This is a genomic window from Bradyrhizobium yuanmingense (assembly GCF_029167105.1).
GTDB classification, from domain to species: Bacteria; Pseudomonadota; Alphaproteobacteria; order Rhizobiales; family Xanthobacteraceae; genus Bradyrhizobium; species Bradyrhizobium yuanmingense_A.
In genome coordinates, this window is sequence record NZ_JARFML010000005.1 from 11,984 (window position 1) to 34,655 (window position 22,672).

Annotated in this window: 25 protein-coding genes and 1 tRNA gene; 13 read left to right on the plus strand and 13 right to left on the minus strand. The window is 64.7% G+C overall.

Annotation, left to right across the window (positions count from 1 at the left end):
• The first annotated feature begins 17 nt into the window (after nt 1-17).
• Nucleotides 18-992: an NADPH:quinone oxidoreductase family protein gene (locus P0R31_RS08145; RefSeq protein WP_275513632.1), complete on the plus strand. Its 975-nt coding sequence runs from the start codon at nt 18-20 to the stop codon at nt 990-992.
• 29 nt (nt 993-1,021) lie between these two features.
• Here P0R31_RS08145 and P0R31_RS08150 read toward each other — a convergent pair whose 3' ends face one another.
• Nucleotides 1,022-1,414 (minus strand): YkvA family protein, encoded by a 393-nt coding sequence (locus tag P0R31_RS08150; protein ID WP_275513633.1) that lies wholly within the window; start codon nt 1,412-1,414, stop codon nt 1,022-1,024.
• 100 nt (nt 1,415-1,514) lie between these two features.
• Entirely contained in the window at nt 1,515-1,805 is a 291-nt protein-coding gene (locus P0R31_RS08155; protein WP_275513634.1) for a 4a-hydroxytetrahydrobiopterin dehydratase, read from the minus strand.
• Nucleotides 1,806-1,957: 152 nt separating this feature from the next.
• Between P0R31_RS08155 and P0R31_RS08160 the strand changes: the two genes are divergently transcribed.
• From P0R31_RS08160 to P0R31_RS08170, 3 genes are all read left to right on the plus strand, one after another.
• Nucleotides 1,958-3,403, plus strand: a complete 1,446-nt coding sequence (locus P0R31_RS08160) for a TAXI family TRAP transporter solute-binding subunit (RefSeq protein ID WP_275513635.1) — start codon at nt 1,958-1,960, stop codon at nt 3,401-3,403.
• 170 nt (nt 3,404-3,573) lie between these two features.
• The gene (locus P0R31_RS08165) at nt 3,574-5,115 is read left to right on the plus strand and encodes an alkaline phosphatase D family protein (RefSeq protein ID WP_275513636.1); all 1,542 of its coding nucleotides are present in this window, start codon (nt 3,574-3,576) and stop codon (nt 5,113-5,115) included.
• A 199-nt stretch (nt 5,116-5,314) separates the two neighbouring features.
• Nucleotides 5,315-5,935, plus strand: a complete 621-nt coding sequence (locus P0R31_RS08170; RefSeq protein ID WP_275513637.1) for a hypothetical protein — start codon at nt 5,315-5,317, stop codon at nt 5,933-5,935.
• 4 nt (nt 5,936-5,939) lie between these two features.
• On the opposite strand, the gene P0R31_RS08175 is transcribed toward P0R31_RS08170, so the two are convergent.
• Nucleotides 5,940-6,314, minus strand: coding sequence for a response regulator (locus P0R31_RS08175; RefSeq protein ID WP_275513638.1), 375 nt, complete (start codon nt 6,312-6,314; stop codon nt 5,940-5,942).
• A 179-nt stretch (nt 6,315-6,493) separates the two neighbouring features.
• Between P0R31_RS08175 and P0R31_RS08180 the strand changes: the two genes are divergently transcribed.
• From P0R31_RS08180 to P0R31_RS08205, 6 genes are all read left to right on the plus strand, one after another.
• Complete coding sequence (locus P0R31_RS08180; RefSeq protein WP_275513639.1) at nt 6,494-7,258, plus strand: Crp/Fnr family transcriptional regulator; 765 nt, start codon at nt 6,494-6,496, stop codon at nt 7,256-7,258.
• A 77-nt stretch (nt 7,259-7,335) separates the two neighbouring features.
• Nucleotides 7,336-8,052: a prolipoprotein diacylglyceryl transferase gene (locus tag P0R31_RS08185; protein ID WP_275513640.1), complete on the plus strand. Its 717-nt coding sequence runs from the start codon at nt 7,336-7,338 to the stop codon at nt 8,050-8,052.
• Nucleotides 8,049-9,491, plus strand: coding sequence for a radical SAM protein (locus tag P0R31_RS08190; RefSeq protein ID WP_275513641.1), 1,443 nt, complete (start codon nt 8,049-8,051; stop codon nt 9,489-9,491). Before P0R31_RS08185 ends, P0R31_RS08190 begins: the two co-directional genes overlap by 4 nt.
• Nucleotides 9,488-9,784 carry a hypothetical protein gene (locus P0R31_RS08195; RefSeq protein ID WP_275513642.1) on the plus strand — a complete coding sequence of 99 codons (297 nt, stop codon included), beginning with the start codon at nt 9,488-9,490 and terminating at the stop codon, nt 9,782-9,784. The genes P0R31_RS08190 and P0R31_RS08195 overlap by 4 nt, the downstream gene beginning before the upstream one ends.
• 238 nt (nt 9,785-10,022) lie before the next feature.
• Nucleotides 10,023-11,849 carry a translational GTPase TypA gene (typA, locus tag P0R31_RS08200; RefSeq protein WP_036002847.1) on the plus strand — a complete coding sequence of 609 codons (1,827 nt, stop codon included), beginning with the start codon at nt 10,023-10,025 and terminating at the stop codon, nt 11,847-11,849.
• A 174-nt stretch (nt 11,850-12,023) separates the two neighbouring features.
• Nucleotides 12,024-13,271 (plus strand): flavin monoamine oxidase family protein, encoded by a 1,248-nt coding sequence (locus P0R31_RS08205; protein WP_275513643.1) that lies wholly within the window; start codon nt 12,024-12,026, stop codon nt 13,269-13,271.
• 23 nt (nt 13,272-13,294) lie between these two features.
• On the opposite strand, the gene P0R31_RS08210 is transcribed toward P0R31_RS08205, so the two are convergent.
• The 4 genes from P0R31_RS08210 to P0R31_RS08225 are packed head-to-tail and all read right to left on the minus strand — an operon-like array spanning nt 13,295 to nt 16,454.
• Nucleotides 13,295-13,702, minus strand: coding sequence for a thiol-disulfide oxidoreductase DCC family protein (locus P0R31_RS08210; protein WP_275513644.1), 408 nt, complete (start codon nt 13,700-13,702; stop codon nt 13,295-13,297).
• A gap of 60 nt (nt 13,703-13,762) precedes the next feature.
• The gene (locus P0R31_RS08215; protein ID WP_275513645.1) at nt 13,763-15,082 is read right to left on the minus strand and encodes an SDR family oxidoreductase; all 1,320 of its coding nucleotides are present in this window, start codon (nt 15,080-15,082) and stop codon (nt 13,763-13,765) included.
• An 8-nt stretch (nt 15,083-15,090) separates the two neighbouring features.
• Complete coding sequence (locus P0R31_RS08220; protein ID WP_275513646.1) at nt 15,091-15,558, minus strand: DUF2269 family protein; 468 nt, start codon at nt 15,556-15,558, stop codon at nt 15,091-15,093.
• The gene (locus P0R31_RS08225; RefSeq protein WP_275513647.1) at nt 15,555-16,454 is read right to left on the minus strand and encodes an alpha/beta hydrolase family protein; all 900 of its coding nucleotides are present in this window, start codon (nt 16,452-16,454) and stop codon (nt 15,555-15,557) included. Before P0R31_RS08225 ends, P0R31_RS08220 begins: the two co-directional genes overlap by 4 nt.
• Before the next feature lie 267 nt (nt 16,455-16,721).
• Between P0R31_RS08225 and P0R31_RS08230 the strand changes: the two genes are divergently transcribed.
• Both P0R31_RS08230 and ppa read left to right on the plus strand, forming a co-directional pair.
• Nucleotides 16,722-17,231 carry a GNAT family N-acetyltransferase gene (locus P0R31_RS08230; RefSeq protein ID WP_024338772.1) on the plus strand — a complete coding sequence of 170 codons (510 nt, stop codon included), beginning with the start codon at nt 16,722-16,724 and terminating at the stop codon, nt 17,229-17,231.
• A 179-nt stretch (nt 17,232-17,410) separates the two neighbouring features.
• Nucleotides 17,411-17,947, plus strand: a complete 537-nt coding sequence (gene ppa, locus P0R31_RS08235) for an inorganic diphosphatase (protein ID WP_036002867.1) — start codon at nt 17,411-17,413, stop codon at nt 17,945-17,947.
• 108 nt (nt 17,948-18,055) lie between these two features.
• Here the strand turns inward: ppa and folD are convergent, their stop codons facing one another.
• The 3 genes from folD to P0R31_RS08250 are packed head-to-tail and all read right to left on the minus strand — an operon-like array spanning nt 18,056 to nt 19,607.
• Entirely contained in the window at nt 18,056-18,940 is an 885-nt protein-coding gene (gene folD / locus P0R31_RS08240) for a bifunctional methylenetetrahydrofolate dehydrogenase/methenyltetrahydrofolate cyclohydrolase FolD (RefSeq protein ID WP_275513648.1), read from the minus strand.
• 10 nt (nt 18,941-18,950) lie between these two features.
• Nucleotides 18,951-19,301 (minus strand): DUF167 domain-containing protein, encoded by a 351-nt coding sequence (locus P0R31_RS08245; RefSeq protein ID WP_275513649.1) that lies wholly within the window; start codon nt 19,299-19,301, stop codon nt 18,951-18,953.
• A 15-nt stretch (nt 19,302-19,316) separates the two neighbouring features.
• Entirely contained in the window at nt 19,317-19,607 is a 291-nt protein-coding gene (locus tag P0R31_RS08250; protein WP_036002872.1) for a YggT family protein, read from the minus strand.
• Nucleotides 19,608-19,811: 204 nt separating this feature from the next.
• Between P0R31_RS08250 and P0R31_RS08255 the strand changes: the two genes are divergently transcribed.
• A tRNA-Ala gene (locus P0R31_RS08255) sits at nt 19,812-19,887 on the plus strand.
• 104 nt (nt 19,888-19,991) lie between these two features.
• Here the strand turns inward: P0R31_RS08255 and P0R31_RS08260 are convergent.
• The 3 genes from P0R31_RS08260 to P0R31_RS08270 form a co-directional block, all read right to left on the minus strand.
• Nucleotides 19,992-20,804: an enoyl-CoA hydratase gene (locus P0R31_RS08260; RefSeq protein WP_275513650.1), complete on the minus strand. Its 813-nt coding sequence runs from the start codon at nt 20,802-20,804 to the stop codon at nt 19,992-19,994.
• Nucleotides 20,805-20,954: 150 nt separating this feature from the next.
• Nucleotides 20,955-21,749, minus strand: a complete 795-nt coding sequence (locus tag P0R31_RS08265; protein WP_275513651.1) for a glutamine amidotransferase — start codon at nt 21,747-21,749, stop codon at nt 20,955-20,957.
• A gap of 129 nt (nt 21,750-21,878) precedes the next feature.
• Entirely contained in the window at nt 21,879-22,658 is a 780-nt protein-coding gene (locus P0R31_RS08270; RefSeq protein WP_275513652.1) for an SDR family NAD(P)-dependent oxidoreductase, read from the minus strand.
• Between the last annotated feature and the right edge of the window lie 14 nt (nt 22,659-22,672).

Consider the following 22,672-nt stretch of genomic DNA (forward strand, 5'->3'; position numbering starts at 1 on the left):
GCCCTCAAGGTGCCGCCATGAAAGCCATCCTCTGCTCGCAATATTGCCAGCCCGACGACCTCGTCCTGACTGAGGTGCCGGATCCGATGGCGGGGCCCGGCGAAGCCGTGATCGCGATCAAGGCGGCGGCGCTGAATTTCTTCGACATCCTGATGATCCAGGGCAAGTACCAGATCAAGCCGCCGTTCCCGTTCTCGCCGGCCGCGGAAGTTGCGGGCGTGATCGAGAGCATCGGCGCTGGTGTCACTGATCTCAAGGTCGGCGATCGCGTGGTCGCCTCCTGCGGCCACAACGGCGCACGCGAGAAGATCGCGCTGCCGGCGGCCTCGATCGTGAAGATCCCCGACAATCTCGACTACGACCGCGCGGCCGGCATCATCATCATCTACGGGACCGCGCTGCATGCGCTGGAAGATCGCGCCAGCCCCAAGCCGGGCGAGACGCTCGCTGTGCTGGGCGCAGCCGGCGGCACTGGCCTTGCGGCCTGCGAGCTCGGCAAGCTGATGGGGTTGAAGGTGATCGCCTGCGCCTCGTCGGACGAGAAGCTCGAATTCGCCAAGGCGCACGGCGCCGAGCTGACGCTGAACTACGCCAAGGAGGATCTGAAGGAAGGCCTGCGCAAGCTCACCGGCGGCAAGGGCGTCGACATCATCTTCGATCCGGTTGGTGGCGCTTACGCCGAGCAGGCGCTGCGCTCGATCGCCTGGGAGGGCCGCTTCCTCGTCATCGGCTTTGCCGCCGGCGACATTCCGAAGATGCCGCTGAACCTCGCCTTGCTGAAGGGCTGCGACATCCGCGGCGTGTTCTGGGGCGCATGGACCCGGCTCAACCCGGCCAAGAACCGCGCCAATCTGGAAAAGCTCGTGAAGTGGACGGCGGAGGGCAAGATCTCATCGCATGTCGACCGCACCTTCCCGCTGGCGCAGACGGCCGATGCGTTGAAGGTGCTGGCGGGACGGCAGGCCATGGGCAAGGTGATCTTGCATCCGTGAGCTGATGCAGGTGGTTGAAGTCGCGTAGGCTACGCGACTTCTGCTTTGCCGTCCGCCTCATCTACGCCGCGCCTCAGCACGGCGCGGGCGGCCTCGCGATGCTCGTGCGTGATGTGGCCGGCAACCATGCGGATGGCGGTGGCGAGCACGGCGGCGTCATCGGCGAAGCCGAGCATGGGCATCACGTCCGCGACGAAATCGAACGGCAGGACAAAATAGGCGATTGCACCGAGCAGCGAAGCCTGGACGTGACGCGGCGTCTGCCGGTCGAACGCGCAGTAATAGGCGGCAAGCAGATCCTCCGCGAACGGCAGATGCGCAGCGACCCGCTTCAGCTTGCGCCAGAAGCGGCGGCGCACGCTCTCGCGATCTTCCGCGAGCCGATCGGCCGGCTCGAAGCCAACGCTGTGCTCGGCAGCCATGCTCAAATGCTCCCCGTTCTGCGGGAGGCGGAGGACAGCCCGATCCCGGCTGATCACAAGATGGGGATGCAGCCGGTCCCTGCAAGACGTCTGCCTGGTATCAGCCTGCGATGGCGTTCATCGCCTTGGCTAGCGCCATGTCGCGCGCGGTGACGCCGCCGGCGTCGTGGGTCGACAGTACCACCTCCACCGTCTTGTAGACGTTGCGCCATTCGGGGTGGTGATCCATCTTCTCGGCGACCAGCGCGGCGCGGGTCATGAAGCCGAACGCCTCGTTGAAATCCTTGAAGACAAAGGTCTTCCCGATGGCATCGCGGCCTTGGACGTCAGTCCAGCCGGGCAATCCGCTCAACGCCTGCCTGCGCGCCTCCGCCGAGAGCCGTTCTGCCATGACCATCTCCATCCTTCAGGGGAACTTTACCCTAACACCGTGCCGACGCCCGGGTTCACACGGGAATTTCGTCCATCCGCTAACCATGACGGAGATGTAACCCCGCCGGACAAGAAATTTGCTACAATTGCGGGCGTAAATCGCCGGCCAAGATGAAACTGAGCCCGAAGCGCCTGTTTGGGAGACCGATGACCGGGGGATTGGACCTGGCCGAAACGCCCCCTCCGCCTTCGCCGCGATCCGCGGCGCGGAAGACCGCGCTCGTGTCTCTGGCGTTCCTGCTTGCGATCGTCGGCGTGGTCGCCGGCGGCTATTATTTCGCGATGCGTCCCGTGACGCTCAGAATCGCGGTCGGCCCCGCCAACAGCGACGACGTCAAGGTCGTGCAGGCGCTGACGCAAGGCTTTGCGCAGCACAAGAGCTACGTGCGGCTGCGGCCGATCCAGACCGACGGCGCAACCGCCAGCGCCAATGCGCTCGCCGAGGGCAAGGTCGATCTCGCCATCGTGCGTGGCGACCTCGACGTGCCGAAGAACGCACAGGCGGTCGCGACCCTGCGCAAGAACGTCGTGGTGCTGTGGTCCGTGCCCGCCAAGGGCAAGAAGAAGGGCGCGAAGATCACCAAGGTCGCGCAGCTCGCTGGCCACCGCATCGGCGTCGTCGGACGCACCCAGGCCAACGTCAATCTGCTCAAGGTGATCCTGCAGCAATACGGCGTCGACCCGGCCAAGGTCGAGATCGTGCAATTTCCCGCCAACGAAGTTGCCGAGGCGATCAAGGCGCAGAAGACCGACGTCTACCTCGCAGCAGGTCCGGTCAACAGCAAGATCACCGCGGACGCGATCGCGGCATCGATCAGGGAGGGCGGTTCGCCAACCTTCCTCGCCATCGATTCGGCCGACGCGATCGCGCAAAATCATCCGGTCTATGAAGCCTCCGAGATTCCCGCCGGCACTTACGGCGGCTCGCCCGACCGTCCCGAGGACGAGGTCAAGACCATCAGCTTCGCGCACCACATCGTGGCGCGCAAAGGCGTGTCCGAGGCCGGCATCGCAGCGTTCACGCGCCAGCTGTTCGCCGTGCGCCAGCAACTGGTGACCGAATTCCCGCTGGCCGCGAAGATCGAAACACCCGATACCGACAAGGATGCCGTGATCCCGGTGCATCCCGGTGCAGCTGCTTTCGTCGACGGCGAGGAGAAGACCTTTCTCGACAAGTACAGCGATTACATCTGGTGGAGCCTGATGGCGCTCTCGGCCATGGGCTCGATCGGCGCTTGGTTCGCCGGCTATCTGAAGAAGGACGAGCGCGACAACAGCAATCACCAGCGCGAACGCCTGCTCGACATGATCGCCGCGGCACGCAAATGCGAGACGACCGAAGAGCTCGACCAGATGCAGACCGAAGCCGACGAGATCCTGCGCGACACGCTGCGCTGTTTCGATCACGGCGCGATTGAGGAAGCCGCGCTCACGGCCTTCAACATCGCACTCGATCAATTCCACGCCGCCGTCGCCGACCGCAAGACGGTGCTGATGAGCTTGCCGCAGAACCTGCAGCGAGCCGGCGCGCAATTCCGGGCCGCCGGCAACGCCTGAGCCGCGCTTGCTGCGCGTTATTGCTGCGTCACATTGTCTCAATATGACAATTTACCGTCATTCCGGAGCACGCGAAGCGGGAATCCGGAATCTCGAGATTCCGGGTCTGGTCCTTCGGACCATCCCGGAATGACGGCGCGAGATGCGCGCAACACAGCGAGCCATCCTTCATGACCATCACCTTCTCCCGCCGCCGCTTTCTCGCCTCCAGCGCCGGTGCGCTCGGCACGATGGCGATGCCGTATCTTTCGCGCGCGGCAGACCGGCCGGCGGTCACCCACGGCGTGCAATCCGGCGACGTCACCGTCGACGGCGGCGTGGTGTGGGCGCGAACCGACCGGCCCGCGCAGATGCTGGTCGAGGTGGCGACGGCTGAGTCGTTCAAGGACGCCCGCGCATTGCCGCCGATCGCGGCGCTGCCCGAGAGCGACTTCACCGCCAAGATGCTGGTCGAAAATCTTCCGGCCGGCCAGGACATCTTCTACCGCGTCCGCTTCCGCGATCTCTCCCACAGCGCGATCGAGGGCGAGGCGGTGACCGGCCGCTTCCGCACCGCGCCGGCCGACCGACGCGACGTCAGCTTCGTCTGGGGCGGCGACGTCGCGGGGCAGGGCTGGGGCATCAATCCCGACGACGGCGGCATGGTCACCTTCTCGACCATGCGCAAGCACCGGCCGGATTTCTTCCTGCACTCGGGCGACACGATCTATGCCGACGGTCCGATCCAACCCGAGGTGAAGCTCGCCGACGGCAAGATCTGGAAGAATCTCACCATTCCGGAGAAAGCCAAGGTCGCCGAGACGCTGGACGAGTACCGCGCCGCGTACAAATACAATCTCTCCGACGACAATCTCCGCGCCTTCAATGCCGAGGTGCCGGTCTTCGTGCAGTGGGACGACCACGAGGTCACCAACAACTGGTCGCTCTCGAAAGACTTGCCGGCCGCCTACAAGGTGCGCGACATCGCGCCGCTCGCAGCCCGCGCGGGCCGGGCCTTCCACGAGATGTACCCGATGCGGGAGAGCATCACTGAACCCGGCCGCGTCTATCGCCAGATCTCCTACGGCCCACATCTCGACGTGTTCGTGCTCGACGAGCGCAGCTATCGCGGGCCGAACGGCGCCAATCTCGAAGCCGCCTATGGCCCTGCCAGCTATTTCCTCGGCCCGGAGCAGATCGCCTGGCTCAAGCGCGGCCTGCTGAATTCGCGCGCGACATGGAAGGTGATCGCGTCCGATATGCCGATCAGCCTGATCGTCTCCGACACGCCGAAGGGCGGCTCGGAAGCCGTTGCGCAGGGCGACGGCCCTGTGCGTGGCCGTGAGCTCGAGATCGCCGACATCCTGCGCTTCATCAAGATGGCGCCGATCAGCAACACCGTGTGGCTGACCGCCGACGTGCATTACGCCGCCGCGCATTATTACGATCCCAACAAGGCGCAATTTCAGGAGTTCGAGCCGTTCTGGGAATTCGTCTCGGGCCCGCTGCATGCCGGTACGTTCGGCCCGAACGCGCTCGACAATACCTTTGGCCCCGAGGTGCGCTTCGTCAAGGCACCTAGCAAGGACAGCCAGAACCTGCCGCCGTCCGCCGGCATGCAGTTCTTCGGTCACGTCAAGATCGACGGCGCCTCGGGCCAGATGACGGTGACCCTGCGCGATCGCGCCGACGTCGCGCTGTGGTCGACGACGCTCGCTCCGAAGCTCGCGTAACGGCCAATTCGAAGCCGGATGAACCATCAGGCCGGCCCGGACGACAATTGGAGGCGCCCGCGCATTTTCGAGGGCGTGATGCCGTCCGAGCCGTTTTCGAGTTGATGCCGTGCCGTTCAGCCGCCGAACGATCGTTATTGCGCTCCTGCTGAGCGCAGCATCCCCCACATGCGCCCAGACCCAGGACAAAGCGACGTTGGTGCGCGAGGCGTTCGCTTCGCCTTACGGCAAGGCGCTGACCGCCGAGCTCGGCAAATCACTGCGCGCAAGCGCCGACCCGGCATGCCTTACGGACAAGGGGTTGGCTGCCGACCAGCTCGAATCGCGCGGCCGCGATATCGTCGTCACATGGGGCACGCATATGCTGGAAGGCGCATCGGCGTTCATCGACCGGCAGAACTCCGACAATCCATTTCCCGGCGCAGCCGAATTGGAAAGCCTGAAGAGCAATCCGGATGTGAAGCGCTATCTCGCGATGGAAGAGCCGATACGTCAGGCGAAGATCCTGGATCTGATTTTCGAGCATTTCGACCGCTACAACGTGGTTGCCCGCGTGAAACTTGGAGCGGTCTATCCACTGGAGACCGGCAACGAAGCTCTGCTCCGTCTCAATCCGACCGATGCAACGGAAGAGCGGTTGGAGACGTTCGTCAGCAAGAGTCGCTCGAAGGGGCTGAAACGTTTCCTGCAATTGTCCGATCAAGAGGCGATTGCGCAGAGTGCGGCGATCAAGAAGGCCTCATCGCCGCCGTTTCCGCACACATTCTTCAAGGGCGTCGAGACCGACCTGGCCGAGCTCTGCATTCGCTCCGGCAAATAGGCGATCAGGTGTCCCGCGCCTGCAGCGCCGCCTCCAGCGCATCGCTCGAGCACGGCTTCTGCAGCCGCGGCCGGCCCGCCAATTCGGACGGAATGCGCGCCTCGGCGCCGTAGCCGGTGACGAACACGAACGGAACTTTCAGCGCGATCAGCCGCTCGGCGATCGCAAAGCTCGTCTCACGGATCAGCTCGACATCGAGCAGCGCGAAATCGGGTGTCCGTTTCGCAATGGCGTTCAACGCCTGCGTCACCGAACCCACGGTCCGCACGGCGGCCACACCAAATCCGAGCAGGCGATCCTCGAAATCGATCGCGATGATCGGATCGTCCTCGACGATCAGAACATCGGCCGGCCAGCCATTGGAGTTTGCAGGTGCCATGATCGCATCTTGGTTCGGGGGGTTTGGGATCAGGACTGCCGCGACACGATGCCTGCGCCCAGCGCATCGGAGGGTTCCCGGAACGAAACTCACCACATCCTCGTTCTCTGGTCTGTCCACTTGTGCACACAGGAAACGGATGGAACTCGTTAAGGTGGGAGGAAGGGTGGGAGTTCAGGATGGGTGCGCGTATCGGCAAGGTCACCGAGGTCGAGAGCCGGCCGGCCAACAATCTGCTGCGGCGTTTGAGTCAGGTCGACTACGGCCTCCTGACGCCGCACGTGACCGTCGAAGACTCTGCAGCCGGGCACTTGCTCTACAATCCCGGCGATGACGTGCAGGTCGTCCACTTCCCCTGCGGCCCGTCGCTCGCGACTTTCCTCGTCCCAAACGAGGATGGCCGCGACGTCGAAACCATTCTGGTCGGCCGCGAAGGCGCGGTGGGCGGCATCGTCAGCGAGGGGTTTCTGCCGGCCTATACCCGGATCTGCGTCAAATTCGGCGGGCCGTTTGCTCGCATTCACGTTGCCAAGCTGGAAGCAGCCAAGCTGCGCTCGGCGTCGCTGCGCAACGTCTTTGCCCGCTATGCCGATTGCATGCTGGCGCAGATCTTCCAGTCGACCGCCTGCAACGCCATCCATTCGATCGAGCAGCGCACCGCCAAATGGATCCTGGCGGCGATGGAGCGGACCGGCGACGAGACCAGCGTGCCGCTGACCCACGAACAGCTTGCGACTTTGCTCGGCGTGGGGCGCTCCTATGCCAGCCGCGTGCTTCAGTCGTTCAAGGCCGAAGGCGTGCTCGACACGCGGCGCGGCTCGATCCTGGTCCGCAACCGAGACGGCCTGAGGCTGCGCGCCTGCCTCTGCAACGACGCCGTAAAGATGCATTTCGAGGAGGTGCTGCGCGGGGTCTATCCGACCGAGGAGCGGGAGGCCGGGTAGCTTCTTCCTTCTCCCCTTGTGGCGCTATAATGCGCGGGCGCGCCGTTCTAACCGCGGTCGTGCTATACTGCCCCCGCATGAGCGGGGCTTTGCTTCACACTCTCTTCGACATCCTGGCCTGGCTGGCGGCGGCTGCCGCCGTCTATTGGCTGTCGCGACGGGGCTTGCAATTTCCCTCGCAATCCTTCGCGCTGCCCTATGTCGCCGCGCTGGTGTTTGGCGCAGGCGTCGGCGCCTATCTGTTCGGCTCCGCCAATCTGTGGCTGTCGGGGCAGAGCGGCATTGCGCGCTCGATCGAGGGCGGGCTGGCGGGCGGCATCGTGGCGATCGAGCACTACAAATGGTCCGCGGGCGTCACGGTGCGAACCGGTGCGCGCTTCGCGCTGCCGCTGGCGCTCGGCATCGCGATCGGCCGGATCGGCTGTTACCTCGCGGGCCTCGACGATTTCACCTATGGCACGCCGACGACGCTGCCCTTCGGCCATGATTTCGGCGACGGCGTTCGCCGCCATCCCGTGCAGCTCTACGAGAGCGCGGCCATGGCCCTGTTCGCGCTCGTCTATGTGGTGGCGGTCTTGAACCGGCACGCGTTCACGATCACCAATGGTTTCTACCTGGTGCTCGCCTATTACGGAACGCAACGCTTCCTATGGGAATTCCTCAAGCCCTATGGCACGCTGATCGGGCCCCTGACCCTGTTTCACCTGCTGTCGCTGTCCGTCCTGCTCTACGCCGCATTCATGCTGGCGACTGCACCCAAAGCGAGACGCTTACAAAAAGAGTCACTTGCATGAACGCGCCGTTGCGTAAGTCGCGTCCCTACATCTTCTGGGGCCAGACCCAATCTCTTTGCGAGACCTGCCTGAAGCTGGTGCCGACCAAGATCCAGATTCTCGGCAACGAGGTCTGGTACGAAAAGCGCTGCAGGGAGCACGGCGTGCAATCGACGCTGGTGTCGACCGATGCCGCCTATTGGCGGCTGTGCAAGGATTTCATCAAGCCTGGCGACCGGCCGCTGCAATTCCAGGAACGAACCCAATTCGGCTGCCCCTATGATTGCGGGCTCTGTCCCGATCACGAGCAGCATTCCTGCCTGGCGCTGATCGAGATCACCGAGCATTGCAACCTCACCTGCCCGGTCTGCTTCGCGGAGTCCTCGCCGGCACGAACCAAATTCACGCCGCTCGCGACGGTGGAGAAGATGCTCGATGCGCTGGTCGCGAGCGAGGGCGAGCCCGATCTGGTGCAGATATCCGGCGGCGAGCCGACGCTGCATCCTGACTTCTTCGAGATCCTGGACGCCGTGCGCGCCCGGCCGATCCGCCACGTCATGATCAACACCAACGGCCTGCGCATCGCCCGCGAAAAGGACTTCGTGGCGCGGCTCGCCGAGAACAGACGCGGGCTGGAGGTCTATCTCCAGTTCGATTCGCTACACCGGGACGCGCTGATCAATCTGCGCGGCGCCGACTTGCGAAAGATCCGCCAGCAGGCGCTGGAGAATCTCGAGCAATACGGCATCTCGACCACGCTGGTCGCGACCATCAAGCGCGGCGTCAACGATTCCGAGATCGGCGACATCGTGCGCCACGCGCTGACCTGGAAGTGCGTGCGCGGGGTGACATTGCAGCCGGTCCAGGATGCAGGCCGCAACGAGAGTTTCGACAAGAATACCGACCGCATCATGCTGTCGGAGATCCGCAAGCGCGTCGTCGAGACCGGGGTGTTCGGGGACAAGGACATGATCCCGCTGCCCTGCAATCCCGAGAGCATCTCGATCGGCTATGGCCTGCGCAACGGCGAGAAGGTGCTGCCGCTGACCTCGCTGATCCCGCAGGAGCAGCTTGTCGCGGTGATGCCCAACACCATCAACCCGGAGAAATATCCGGTGCTGCGGGAGAAATTCCAGGAGAAGTTCTTGGAACTGTTCTCGCTATCGTCGGGCCCGCTCAACACGTCCGAGCGCGTGTGCGAATTGTTGTGCTGCCTGCCGAGCTTTCAGGTCCCGGACGGGCTCACCTACGAGAACGTCTTCCGCGTCACCATCGTGCAGTTTCTCGACCGCTTCAATTTCTGCGTCGGCAACGTCAAGCGCAGCTGCATCCATTTCGTGACCGAGCAGGGGGCGATCATCCCGTTCGACACCTACAATCTGTTCTACCGCAACGGAAAGATCGACGGCATCCGCGCGTCGCTGGCCGCGCCGGCGAGCGAGGGAGTCCTTCAGGCATGAGCATCAGCGACACTCCGCCGCCGGCGCCTCCGGCGCCGCCCCCTCCCGTCCCCACGGAAAAGCGCGGCGGCTGCCTCACCGCGCTGATGGCGATCGCCGGGATCTTCATGCTGCTGCCGGGTCTCTGCGCACTCCTGTTCGGCGGAATGTCGGTTGTCGAGGGTGGCCGAATCCCCGCCGACATTGCCTCCCTGATTTTTCTGGGACTGGTCATCGGCATCGGCGGGGTCGCCATGATCTGGGCGGCCATCAAGGGGCGAAAGGCTCCCAGCCGTCCCGGGACCGGGCCCTAAGCCCCGGGGATTCCCGGACAAAATTCAGTCAACCAACGGCCAAAGAACACATTGTTTTTTGGCCGTTTTTGCATATATTGCGCCGCAACGCGCAGGGCGCCCGGTCGATATGGCCGGGCTTCCTTTTTGGGCGGAAAGCGCCCCGTTTCCAGTCTTCCAGCGTTGTTTCGAGAAGAGGTCCCGGTCTGACCGGCGAGATCGCGCTTAACCCATTGTTCGACCGCAAAGAAGCTCACCCATGAATCTTCGTAACGTCGCCATCATCGCCCACGTCGACCACGGCAAGACGACCCTGGTCGACAAACTCCTGCAGCAGTCCGGCACGTTCCGCGAGAACCAGAAGGTGACCGATCGCGCCATGGACTCCAACGATCTGGAGCGCGAGCGCGGCATCACCATCCTGGCCAAGGCGGCCTCGGTGCAGTGGAAGGACACCCGCGTCAACATCGTCGACACCCCCGGCCACGCCGATTTCGGCGGCGAGGTCGAGCGCATCCTCAACATGGTGGACGGCGCCCTGGTGCTGGTCGACGCCGCCGAAGGCCCGCTGCCGCAGACCAAATTCGTGGTCTCCAAGGCGCTCAAGGTCGGCCTCAAGCCGATCGTCGTCATCAACAAGGTCGACCGCCCCGACGCGCGCCCGACCGAAGTCATCAACGAGGTGTTCGACCTGTTCGCGGCGCTCGATGCCAGCGAGGAGCAGCTCGATTTCCCGATCCTCTACGGGTCGGCCAAGCAGGGCTGGATGGCGGATAGCCCCGAAGGTCCGCAGGACAAGGGCATGGAGCCGCTGTTCGACCTGATCCTGCGCCACGTCGCTCCGCCGAAGGTCGAGGAAGGTCCGTTCCGCATGATCGGCACCATCCTCGAAGCCAACCCCTATCTCGGCCGCATCATCACCGGCCGCATCTCTTCCGGCACGCTGAAGCCGAACCAGCAGGTCAAGGTGCTGAACGCCGACGGCAAGCTGGTCGAGTCCGGGCGCATCACCAAGATCCTGGCGTTCCGCGGCCTCGAGCGCACGCCGCTCGACGAAGCCGAAGCCGGCGACATTGTCGCCATTGCGGGCCTCACCAAGGGCACCGTCGCCGACACCTTCTGCGACCCGACCGTCGAGGTGCCGCTGCCGGCGCAGCCGATCGATCCGCCGACCGTGTCGATGTCGTTCATCGTCAACAACTCCCCGCTCGCCGGCACCGAAGGCGACAAGGTGACGAGCCGCATGATCCGCGACCGTCTCCTGCGCGAAGCCGAGGGCAACGTCGCGCTGCGCGTCGTCGAATCCGCCGACAAGGACGCAATGGAAGTGTCCGGCCGCGGCGAACTCCAGCTCGCGATCCTGATCGAGACCATGCGCCGCGAAGGCTTCGAGCTCTCGGTGTCGCGTCCGCGCGTCGTCTACCAGAAGGACGAAGCGACCGGCGCCACCATGGAGCCGATCGAGGAGGTCGTGATCGACGTCGACGAGGAGCATTCCGGCGTCGTCGTGCAGAAGATGAGCGAGCGCAAGTCCGAGCTGATCGAGATGAAGCCGTCCGGCGGCAACCGTCAGCGCCTGGTGTTCTACGCGCCGACCCGCGGCCTGATCGGCTACCAGGGCGAATTGCTCACCGACACCCGCGGCACCGCGATCATGAACCGCCTGTTCCACGGCTATGCCCCTTACAAGGGCGAGATCCAGGGCCGCCGCAACGGCGTCTTGATCTCCAACGACCAGGGCGAGGCCGTGGCTTACGCCATGTTCAAGCTGGAGGACCGCGGCCCGATGATGATCGAGCCGGGCTGGAAGGTCTATCGCGGCATGATCGTCGGCGAGCACACCCGCGACAACGATCTCGAGATCAACGTGCTCAAGGGCAAGCAGCTCACCAACATCCGCACCACCTCGAAGGACGAAGCGGTGCGCCTGACCCCGCCGATCCGCATGACGCTGGAAAAGGCGCTCGCCTATATCGAGGACGACGAGCTGGTCGAGGTCACCCCGAAGTCGATCCGCCTGCGCAAGAAGCACCTCGACCCGAACGAGCGCAAGCGCGCGGAAAAGGCCAAGGAAGCGGTGGCGTAAGGCCGCGGTACACACTCATTGTCATGCCCCGGCTTGACCGGGGCATCCAGTACTCCGCGGCTTCTCGGCTCTACAACGATCGTCTCTGGAATACTGGATCGCCCGGTCAAGCCGGGCGATGACAGCTGCGCGTGGCGGCTTCAGCACTCTTCACGAACGTGCTAGAGCCCGCCCATGACCTCCCTCCCCTCCTCCGTCGACGTCGCGATCATTGGCGCCGGTGCCGCCGGCCTCGGTGCGGCCCATGCGCTGACGGACACCGGCCTCTCCGTCATCGTGCTGGAGGCGCGTGACCGGCTCGGCGGCCGCGCCTGGACGGTGCAGGCCTCACCCGAGGTGACGTTCGACGTCGGCTGCGGCTGGCTGCATTCGGCCGACAAGAACTGCTTCGTGCCGATCGCGCGACAGCTCGGTTTCGAGCTCAACAAGGACCTGCCGCCCTGGCGCGAGCGGGCCTACGGCAATGCCTTTCCGGAAAGCGAACGCGACGATTTCATGCGCGCGATGGACGCGTTCTATGAGCGTCTGTGGGAAGCGGCGCAAACAGGTAAGGACGAGCCCGCCAGCTCGCATTTGGAGCCCGGCAATCGCTGGAATCCGATGATCGACGCGATCTCGACCTATATCAACGGCTGCGAGCTGAAGGATATGTCGACGCTGGACTGGGATGCCTATGAGGACACTAACTTCAATTGGCGCGTCCGCCGCGGCTATGGCGCGCTGATTGCGGCCTATGGTGCGCCCTGCCCGGTGGCGCTGAACTGCAACGTCGCGCTGATCGATCATTCGGACAAGCGCATCCGCATCGAGACGTCGCGGGGCACGCTGACCGCGGACAAGGTGATCGTCACCTTGCCGACCAATCTCATTGCCGAGGAAGCCATCCGCTTCTCGCCGCCGCTCCCCGCAAAGGTGAGCGCAGCGGCCGGCCTGCCGCTCGGCGTCGACGACAAGGTGACGCTGGCCCTCGATGACGCCGAGACCTTTCCGACAGAGGGCAACTTACGCGGCGCCACCATGCGCACGGAGATGGGCACCTATCACATCCGCCCGTTCGGCCAGCCCTGCATCGAGGGTTTTTTCGGCGGCAGCTTTGCCCGCGAACTCGAAGCTGCCGGCGACGGCGCCATCGCCGCTCAAGCCATCAACGAGATAGCGGGTTTTCTCGGCAACGACATCAGGCGCAAGCTGAAGCCGCTGTACGAATCGCGCTGGGCCCGCGATCCGTTCGCGCGGGGGTCGTATTCGCATGCGCTGCCCGGGCACGCGGGGGATCGCGCAGTGCTGGCCGCGCCGGTCGATGGGCGGCTGTTCTTCGCGGGAGAGGCGACGTCGCCGAATTTCTTCACGACCGCCCATGGCGCGCGGGATAGCGGAGAACGGGCGGCGGGGGAAGCGCTGGCGGCTCTGGGCAAGCCATAACCCGCAAGCTCCGTCATTGCGAGCTATTCGATCACCCGCGCCCGCAAATCGGCATCCGGCACGAAGCAGGCATCATACCTGCCAAAAATACGATAGCGGTTGCGCGCCACGAGGTTGTAGACCGCGTCCCGCAGCGGCTTCGGCACGGCGAACAGCCCACGCACCCAGCCCCAGCCTGGGAGCTGCGACAGCACCGTCAGCGCAGCATCCGACTTCATGAACACCTCGCCGCCGTGGACAACCGCGTTGGTGTCGGGATCATCGGGGTCGATGCCGAACGTGCGCGCGAGCCGGGCGCCATAATCCGACTGGATCGGCGTGAACCGAAACTGCCTCGCCGTGTCGCGCTTGGCGACGAAGCGGACCCAGCGTGAGCAGAAGATGCAGACGCCGTCGAACAGAATGACGTCGTCGTCAGGCCATTTGGGCATCGGACTCTCTTTTTGACGCGTTTTCTTCACGCGAACCGGAATCCACTTCGCTCGAAAACGCTATCGGTTATCCAGCATCAGGAGCGCGACGACCATCAAGACGATCGCCGGCCCGGTCTTCACCAGCGCGCCAAGCGGCTCGATCCAGAGGTCGGGCGTGAGAATCGCCGCGCCAAGCATATAGCCGAGCGAAGCGAAAATACCCGCGACCAAGCCGATCGCAGCCGTCCGGCGGAAGGCGATCAAGGCACCGAGGCTCATGTCCATCAGGCTGGTGCCGATGGTGATGGGATCGACCAGCGCGGGCGGAAAGTTGTGCGCGGTCAAAATGCCGGCGGCGGCATGGTAGGACACGAACAAGGAGATGAAACCGGAGACGACCCAGAACGCGACCAGGCTTGCGAAAATCAACGCCTTGACCAGGAACAGGCGCGCGAACCATTTGTCCTGGATGCTGGCAGGATGGCGTCCGATCGCCTCAGCCAGATGCTTCGGCGCGATGCCCGTCGCGGCGATCCACGCTGACGGATCGCCTGCCACGCCGCGACGGAGCTCGGCAATGGCGGTAGAGCGCATCGGCGGCGTCCAGCCGAGATAGCTGGCGACATCGCCGAGCTTCGCGCCGAGATCGAGCATGAAGCGCGGCATTGCGATGCGCGGCCAGCCGGCCGTGCCGAACGCATGGCGGAACGGCTTGATGACGCCGGCCATGGTGACCGGTTCGGCCTGCATCAGATCCCAGCTCACCGCCCTCAACGAGGCATCGTCGATGTCGCGCGCGGCGAGCCAGGCGATGGTCGCCGAAATATCCTCGATCGCTACGGGCTGGAGTGGCGTTGCCATGTCCTTGGCCGGCAATTCGATCGGAAAGGCTGCAAGCGCGCGGAGCAGGGCGCTGCCGCCATAGGCTGCCGGCGCGACCACGAAGCCGGGCCGCAGGATGGCATGGGGGATGCCGCTGGTGCCGATCATGCGCTCGGCCTCGCGTTTGGTCGTGGCGAAGGCGGTGCGGTCCGCCTCCGCGGAGCCGGGGATCGAAATGTGCACCAGCCGGATTGCGCGGCCGCTGCCACCGATCGCCTGAAGCAGGTGCGCGACGAAATCGCGATGCACCGCGCTCGTGTTGCTGCCGGGGCCATCCTGGAGCACGCCGAGGCAGTTCACGACGACGTCCACCGCATGCTCGTTGAAAAGACGTATCAGCGCGGCCGCGTCGAGGACGAGGATCGGCAGCTCGACGTCCAGTGCGCTCATCCTCTGCGCCGACGACAGGCTCCGCGCCACGCCGACGACGCGAAAGCCCCGCATGCGCAGATCGTCGGTGACGAAGCGGCCGATCAGGCCGGAGGCGCCGAGCACCAAAACAGTTCGCTCACTCATCGCTTCTCTCAGAACGGTTTCGCGATCATCAGCCACAGGATCAGCACGGTCGCCCCAAAGCCAGGGGAGCCGAACGCGAACCAGCGGCGGAACAGCACGAAATAGCGCGGTGGCAGCGCACTGCTCTGCGCAGCAGCCTTGCGCGCGAGGTCTCGCATCTCGATCTGCATGAACACGACCGGCACCCAGAACAAGCCGGCAATCGCATACAGCGCGAGCGAGGTAAGCAGCCAGCGCTCCGTGATCGACGTCGCCGACAGTATCATCAGCACGCCGCCGCTGACCGGCTGGAGGATCACGGCCGACAGCGTGAAGATCGCATCCGCGATGACAACCACCGAAGCGGTGCGGGCGATGAACTCCGGCTGCTGCGTGCGATGCGCCATCAGCATGAAGAAGGCGATGCCGGTCCCGGTGCCGAGAATGACGATGGCGCCGAGGACGTGAATAAATTTGACCAGGAAATACAGCGTCATGGCTTCTTGGTCGCCACAGGCCTGCTCGGGTTCAGCGCGCGCGCGAGCTCGCCGCTGGCGGCTTCGACGCCGGCTTCGGTTTCGATCATCCAATGGCCTTCGCTGCCGACGGCCGGCAGCGGACGAAACCTGGCCTTGCCGCCGGTACCGCGAAACGCATCGACGAGTTTCTGCGAGAATGCTGGCGCGAAATAGCTGTCATTGAGCGCAACGAGCCATGTGACGGGAATGCGCGCGGTCTTGCCGAATTCCGCTGCGGCGGCGAGCAGGATGTGCGGCGCGCAGATTCGGTTCGGCTCGTCATTGGCATGGCCGCCGCGTCCCGCTGCAAACACGGTGATGGCGGAGATCACCTTCGGATCGGCACCGGCGAGCGCCAGCGCTCCCCATCCCCCGGCGGAATGGCCGATCACGATCGCGCCATCCTTGCGGATGAAGTCCTGCTTTTGCAGATGGACCAGCGCCAGCTTGATTGCGTCGGCCGTTGCGCGGCCCGAGCGCGCGTAGTCGGCCTCGTCGCAGCCGCCCTGATCCTCGAGGTAGCGGCCGCCGGTAGCACCATGGCCGGGCCGCTCCGGCACCAGCACGGCAAAGCCGCGCGCGACGAGATAGGCGGCGAGCGGGCGGTATTCCGGCTGCGGCATTTGCGCCCGACGCAGCGTGTTCTGCGTCGAGGCGTGTGCGATCACCGCGAGCCGGAACGGACCTGGGCCCGAGGGGCGAAACAGCAGGGCATGCGCAGCAAGGTCGGTATCCGGCGTGGGCACGCGCCATTCCTGCCGACGAAACGGCTCGCCCTCCTCTCCGGATGGACCGAACCCGACTTGCGCGCACAGAGGCGGCGCAGTCAGCAAAGCCAGCAGAGGCAGGAGCGCGATGGTGTTGAGGAGCCGCATGAATTGGCGAGAGCGAACAAGAACAGCGACAGCCACACTAGTAGGAACGAATCACCATGGGCGGACTTTCTGCGGTGCCCATCTCCGTTCCTTCGTTGCCGCAACAGGAGTTTTGCACCGAGGCACGGCCCGCCGGTGCCCTCGGCATCGGGCCCTGTCCTTTTTCGGTACAACATGGTTAAAATACTGATGCAGAAAGTCCACAGGTTAACCGATAATTAACGATAGGTCTTGCCGCCGACGCGGCGACTTGGTTTGATCGCGTCCATGAGCACAACCCTGATCGAGGTCCGGCCGGCCAAAGCTGCAGATGCAACTGCGGTGGCGTCGACCCATGACGAAGCCTGGCGTTCGGCCTATCAGGGCATCATTCCCGGTGCCGAGCTGGAGAAGCTGATCAACCGCCGCGGTCCGCAATGGTGGGACAGCGCGATCCGCAAGGGCAGCCGCGTCAGCGTGCTGGTGTTCGGTGACAAGATCGCCGGCTATGCCAATTACGGCCGCAACCGAGCCCGCAGCCTGCATTTCGACGGCGAGATCTACGAGCTTTATCTGCGGCCCGAATTTCAGGGCCTCGGCTTCGGCCGCCGCCTGTTTGCCGCCGCCCGCCGCGACCTGATGCAGAGCGGGCTGAAGAGCATGGTGGTGTGGGCGCTCTCGGACAACGACCCCGCTACCGAGTTCTACCGCGCCCTGGGTGGCCGCATGGTGGCGCGCTCGTCGGAGCGGTTCGGGCCGAAGGCGCTCGACAAGGTTGCCTTCGCTTGGACCAATTGAGCTGCTGAAACCCTAACCGGGCAGCGTTCCCATCCGTCGATACCGCAGGCCGCTCGCGGCGGTGATCGCCGGATTCATTATTTCACAAAAACGCGATGGATCAGCGGGCCAAGCCCGCGTATGACAGCGCCAAAATCGCTGCCGGGCGCGATTTATCCTCGGCAACAACGGAGCCTTGAATGCGTATCGATGCGGTCTCGATCGGAAAGAACGTCCCCCACGATGTCAACGTCATCATCGAGGTCCCCGTGGGCGGTGAACCGATCAAGTACGAGATGGACAAGGAGGCCGGCACGCTGGTGGTCGACCGCTTCCTCTACACGCCGATGCGTTACCCCGGCAATTACGGCTTCATCCCGCACACGCTGTCGGATGACGGCGATCCCTGCGACGTGCTGATCATCAACACCCGCGCCATCATCCCCGGCGCCGTCATGAGCGTGCGTCCGGTCGGGGTGCTGTTCATGGAAGACGAAGCCGGCGGCGACGAGAAGATCCTGGCGGTGCCGTCGTCCAAGCTGACGCAGCGCTACGACAAGGTGAAGTCGTATTCCGATTTGCCTGACATCACGCTGCAGCAGATCCAGCACTTCTTCGAGCACTACAAGGATCTCGAAAAGGGCAAGTGGGTGAAGATCCTGCGCTGGGGCGGCCCGGAGGAAGCGCACCAGCTGATCCAAGAAGGCATCGAGCGCGAGAAGAAGAAGAAGGGCTGAGCTTCCGTGCCCCGGACGCAGCGCAGCGTGAAACCATGCGCTGCTGAGCCGGGGCCCAGCACAGTGCGCCATGGGTCCCGGCTCAGCGTCCGGGACACGAGAGCTTACTTACACCGCCGGCTTCGGCAGGCCGGCGATCGCACAGGCCGCGCGGAGCGTGTTCACCAACAGGCACGCGACCGTCATCTGGCCGACACCGCCCGGCACCGGCGTAATCGCGCCGGCAATTGCAAGCGCTTCCTGATAAGCGACGTCACCGACGAGACGCGTCTTGCCGTCCTCCTTCGGGATGCGGTTGATGCCGACATCGATCACGGTCGCGCCCGGCTTCAGCCAATCGCCGCGCACCATCTCTGGCCGACCCACCGCTGCATAGACGAGGTCCGCCTTCTTCACGAGGCCGGGCAGATCGCGCGAGCGCGAATGCGCGATCGTCACCGTGGCGTTCTCGTTCAGCAGCAATTGCACGAGCGGGCGGCCGACCAGGTTGGAGCGGCCGATGACGATGGCGTTCATGCCTTCGAGCGAGGCGTGCACGCTTTTGGTCAGGATGATGCAGCCGAGCGGCGTGCAGGGCGACAGCGCCTCGAAGCCGCCGGCGAGCCGGCCGGCATTGTTCGGATGCAGTCCGTCAACATCCTTGGCGGGATCGATGGCATTGATGACCGCTTCGGTGTTCAACCCCTTCGGCAACGGCAATTGCACGAGAATGCCGTGCACGGCGGGATCGCGGTTGAGCTTTGCGACCAGCGTCAGCAGATCTGCCTGCGAGACGTCGGCCGGCAGCTTGTGCTCGAACGAGGCCATGCCCGCGGCCTGGGTCTGGGTGTGTTTTGAACGGACATAGACTTCGCTGGCGGGGTCGTTGCCGACCAGGACCACCGCAAGGCCCGGCACCAGATTGTGCTCGCGCTTGACGCGGGCGACCTCCTCAGTGACGCGGCCACGGAGTTCCGCCGCAATGACTTTTCCATCGATGATCTCAGCGGGCATGTCCGTTCTCTCAATCTGTCGGTTTGGCCGATGTGAGCTGGCGCAGGGTTTCGCCAAGACGCGCCGGATCGCCGTCGACCGCAATCTGCTTCAGCCGCGACGTGGCTCCGGATAGCAGCTTTACGCTGCTCTTGGGCACGCCAAGCGATTTCGCCAGCAGCGCCAGAACGGCCTTGTTGGCCTCACCGCCATCGGCAATGGCGCGCACCCGCACCTTGAGCACGTTGCGGCCATCCGAAAGCTGCTCGATCCCGTCGATGTCGTCGCGGCCGCCGCGCGGCGTCACCCGCAGCGCGATGCTGATTCCCGCGGCCGAGTAACGCCAAGGCTCCTGACAACAAGGCTCCTTGCTGGCAACCAAGGCGTTCCCGCCCGCTCAGACCACGTTCGGGTAGATGTAGTACAGGATCACCCGCTCGATGAACATGATGATCAGGATCAGGATGATCGGCGAGATGTCGAGACCGCCGAGGCTGGGCAGGAAATTGCGGATCGGCGCCAGCAACGGTTCGGTGATCCGGTACAGGAACTCCGCCACGGCCGAGACGAACTGGTTGCGGGTGTTCACCACGTTGAAGGCGATCAGCCAGGACAGGATCGCAGAGGCGATCAGCAGCCAGACGTAGAGGTCGAGCACGATGATGACGATGTCGAGAACGGCACGCATGGCTTATGAGGCCTCTGGCTTTTGGAAACTCTGGCTCGGTCGGGATTGACGCCCCGTTTGCTAGATATCGGTTCCGTCAGGCCCAAACAAGGGAAGTCGGCGCCCGGATGGGTAAAACCGGGTTACAGGCGTCCTTGACTTGACCTTGGCGGGGACTTAAATGGCGCCCGGTTGTCGGCCGCGTTCACCAGAGCGGCCAGCAAAGGGGCCATAGCTCAGCTGGGAGAGCGCGTCGTTCGCAATGACGAGGTCGGCGGTTCGATCCCGCCTGGCTCCACCAGCCTTCGCGAGCTACGGCTCGGCAAGCCAGCCGCGCTCTTTCGTAGCGAAGTGAGCGAGGGCTGCCGCGGCGAAGCCCGCAGGGCGAAGCCGGGCTCTCTCCCCCTACCTTCCCGTAAACCGCGGCGGCCGCTTCTCCATGAAGCTCGCCACGCCCTCCCGGAAATCACTCCCGTTCAGCGCCACCATCATCTCGCGGTTGGCCTCGATCGTCGCCTCGGCCAGCGTCTGGAACGGCACCTCGTAGAGCTGGCGTTTGATCACGGCCATCGCACTCGGCGAAACGAAATCGGCGAGATCGCGCGCATAGGCATAGGTCTCCTCGCGCAGCTTCTCCGGCGAACAGAGCCGGTTGACCAGCCCGATCCGCAACGCCTCCTCGCTTCCCACGCGCCGCGCCGAGAGCAACAGATCCAGCGCATTGGCGTGGCCGACGATGCGCGGCAGCATCCAGCTGATGCCGTGCTCGGCAATCAGGCCACGCCGCGCGAAGGCGGTGGTGAACACGGTGTTGTCGGCGGCAAAGCGCAGGTCGCAATAGAGTGCATGCACCAGTCCAATGCCTGCCGTCGCGCCGTTGAGCATGGCGATCACAGGCTTCTTGATCGAAGGATAATAGCCGTACCGCGTCTGCCAGTCCGGCCGGCGATTCATGTCGAACGGCGGCAGCTTCGAGGCGCGCCCGACGTCGTTGGGATCGAGGCCCTTCAGTGCATCCATGTCGGCGCCGGCGCAGAAGGCGCGGCCCGCGCCGGTGAGGACGATGACGCGGACATTGTCGTCGGCGCTCGACGCCTCCATCGCATGGCGCACGTCGCGCTCCATGATCGGCGTCCATGCATTCATGCGATCGGGGCGGTTGAGCGTGATGGTCGCGATCTTGTCGCTCACCTCATAGAGAATATGTTCGTAGGCCACGGCGCTCTCCCTTGTTTGCCGGCACGCATTCGCACGCGCTCGTTAGAAGCGAGCCTAGCATATTCAGGGAAGAGGCAAGGACTTGCGCCAAGGACCTGCGCCAAGGACCTGCGCCAGGGACCTGCGCCAGGGACCTGCGCGAAGGCGCGATCACTCTGCGGCTTGCGCCAGCATCGGCCGGCGCTCCAGCCAGCCGTCGAGGAAATGATCGAGCCAGGCGCGTTCGGCGACATCGTAGACGGCACGATCCGCGAAATGATGATGACGCTGCCGTGCACCGGGCGCGCTGAACCCGTCATAGCCGCGCGTGGTCCAGCGGCACATCATCGCGTAGGTCACGTCCGGGTGGAACTGAATGCCGAACGCATTGCCGGTGCGGAACGCCTGCACCGGGAAATCATCGCCCTCGGCGAGCAAGTCGGCGCCTGCAGGCAGCTCAAAGCCCTCGCGATGCCAGTGATAGACCTGTGCCGGCCAGTGCGGGCAGAGCGCGCGGCCCGCGGCGGTCGGCCTGATCGGGTAGTACCCGATCTGCGTCAGCGCCTGCACATGCGGTGCGACACGGGCCCCGAGCTGCATCGCCAGCATCTGCGCACCTAAGCAGATGCCGAGCAACGGACGCTGCTCGCGGAGCGGAATTTCGATCCAGTCGATCTCGCGGCGAATGTAATCGTCGGAATCATTGGCGCTCATCGGTCCGCCGAAGATCACGGCGCCGGCATGCTGATCGAGCGTCTCGGGCAGGGGATCGCCGAAGCGGGGACGGCGGATGTCGAGGCGATGGCCGAGCGCGCGCAACGCATTGCCGACGCGGCCGGGTGTCGAGCATTCCTGATGCAGGACGATCAGAACCGGCAGCCGGTTTTCAGGGGCGGCGGCGCACGGCGCCCTCTGTGGGAAGGCGACCACCTCTGCGCCACCAAACCTGTCCGTCCGGAACGACATGGCCTCTGCGAGTGCTATCGGTTCAGACCGCCAGCATAACTAAGCGACGGTTAACATCGTGTGAGTTTGCGCACACACGCGCACGTCTTGAAGCAAGCTCCGGGCCACTACGGACGCGGGCGGCGGCGTTCAGCGCCGCTGCCGCTGGAACCGGCTGGTGGCGGCCAGGATGAAGCCGCGCGGGAAGAAGCGCAGCGCGAACGGCACAATCTTGATGCCGAGACCCGGCAGCACTGCCCGTTTGTTGGCCATCAGGCCGCGATAGGCTTCCCGCGCGACCTCGGCGGCAGAGACGTTGAGCATGGCCGTATCATGTTGCGATCCAACGCCAGCGCGGGCCTGGAATTCCGTGGGCACCGGGCCCGGGCAAAGCACGGTGACGCGGACGCCGCGGGGCGCGAGCTCCGCCCGCAATGCTTCGGTGAAGGAGATCACATAGGCCTTGGACGCGTAGTACACGGCCATGCCGGGGCCGGGCAGGAAGCCTGCGACCGAGCCGACATTGAGAAGACCGCCCTTGTTCCGGATGAGCTGATCGGCGAAGCGCAGCGACAGATCCGTCAGGGCCCGGACGTTGACGTCGACGATGCCGAGCTGCGCAACGCGATCGCGCTCGATGGCATCGCCGAACACACCGAAGCCGGCATTATTGACGAGATGATCGAGCTCGACGCCTTCGGCGACAAGTGCTGCGGCGATCCTCTCGCCGGCATGCGGGTCCTCGAGATCGCAGGCGATCACGATCGGCTTCTTGCCACCCTCGGCGGCGAGCTCGTTCGCGAGCGCTTCGAGCCGATCCGCCCGTCTCGCCGTCAGTGCGAGGCGATGTCCATTGGCGGCGAACACACGCGCCAGCTCCATGCCGATGCCCGCCGAGGCACCGGTGATCAGGGTTACCCGCTCAGTCACGATCGAAGTCTCTT

Bases quoted from the DNA above. Each gene is read 5' to 3' on its own strand.
- P0R31_RS08150 (WP_275513633.1), bottom strand. From the start codon at position 1,414: ATGGCTGCCGAGCACAGCGTTGGCTTCGAGCCGGCCGATCGGCTCGCG.
- P0R31_RS08185 (WP_275513640.1), top strand. From the start codon at position 7,336: ATGAGCGGGGCTTTGCTTCACACTCTCTTCGACATCCTGGCCTGGCTG.
- ppa (WP_036002867.1), top strand. From the start codon at position 17,411: ATGCGTATCGATGCGGTCTCGATCGGAAAGAACGTCCCCCACGATGTC.
- P0R31_RS08230 (WP_024338772.1), top strand. From the start codon at position 16,722: ATGAGCACAACCCTGATCGAGGTCCGGCCGGCCAAAGCTGCAGATGCA.
- P0R31_RS08205 (WP_275513643.1), top strand. From the start codon at position 12,024: ATGACCTCCCTCCCCTCCTCCGTCGACGTCGCGATCATTGGCGCCGGT.
- P0R31_RS08180 (WP_275513639.1), top strand. From the start codon at position 6,494: ATGGGTGCGCGTATCGGCAAGGTCACCGAGGTCGAGAGCCGGCCGGCC.
- P0R31_RS08145 (WP_275513632.1), top strand. From the start codon at position 18: ATGAAAGCCATCCTCTGCTCGCAATATTGCCAGCCCGACGACCTCGTC.
- P0R31_RS08190 (WP_275513641.1), top strand. From the start codon at position 8,049: ATGAACGCGCCGTTGCGTAAGTCGCGTCCCTACATCTTCTGGGGCCAG.
- P0R31_RS08195 (WP_275513642.1), top strand. From the start codon at position 9,488: ATGAGCATCAGCGACACTCCGCCGCCGGCGCCTCCGGCGCCGCCCCCT.
- folD (WP_275513648.1), bottom strand. From the start codon at position 18,940: ATGCCCGCTGAGATCATCGATGGAAAAGTCATTGCGGCGGAACTCCGT.
- P0R31_RS08175 (WP_275513638.1), bottom strand. From the start codon at position 6,314: ATGGCACCTGCAAACTCCAATGGCTGGCCGGCCGATGTTCTGATCGTC.
- P0R31_RS08250 (WP_036002872.1), bottom strand. From the start codon at position 19,607: ATGCGTGCCGTTCTCGACATCGTCATCATCGTGCTCGACCTCTACGTC.
- P0R31_RS08210 (WP_275513644.1), bottom strand. From the start codon at position 13,702: ATGCCCAAATGGCCTGACGACGACGTCATTCTGTTCGACGGCGTCTGC.
- P0R31_RS08220 (WP_275513646.1), bottom strand. From the start codon at position 15,558: ATGACGCTGTATTTCCTGGTCAAATTTATTCACGTCCTCGGCGCCATC.
- P0R31_RS08160 (WP_275513635.1), top strand. From the start codon at position 1,958: ATGAAACTGAGCCCGAAGCGCCTGTTTGGGAGACCGATGACCGGGGGA.
- P0R31_RS08155 (WP_275513634.1), bottom strand. From the start codon at position 1,805: ATGGCAGAACGGCTCTCGGCGGAGGCGCGCAGGCAGGCGTTGAGCGGA.
- P0R31_RS08215 (WP_275513645.1), bottom strand. From the start codon at position 15,082: ATGAGTGAGCGAACTGTTTTGGTGCTCGGCGCCTCCGGCCTGATCGGC.
- P0R31_RS08265 (WP_275513651.1), bottom strand. From the start codon at position 21,749: ATGTCGTTCCGGACGGACAGGTTTGGTGGCGCAGAGGTGGTCGCCTTC.
- P0R31_RS08225 (WP_275513647.1), bottom strand. From the start codon at position 16,454: ATGCGGCTCCTCAACACCATCGCGCTCCTGCCTCTGCTGGCTTTGCTG.
- P0R31_RS08165 (WP_275513636.1), top strand. From the start codon at position 3,574: ATGACCATCACCTTCTCCCGCCGCCGCTTTCTCGCCTCCAGCGCCGGT.
- typA (WP_036002847.1), top strand. From the start codon at position 10,023: ATGAATCTTCGTAACGTCGCCATCATCGCCCACGTCGACCACGGCAAG.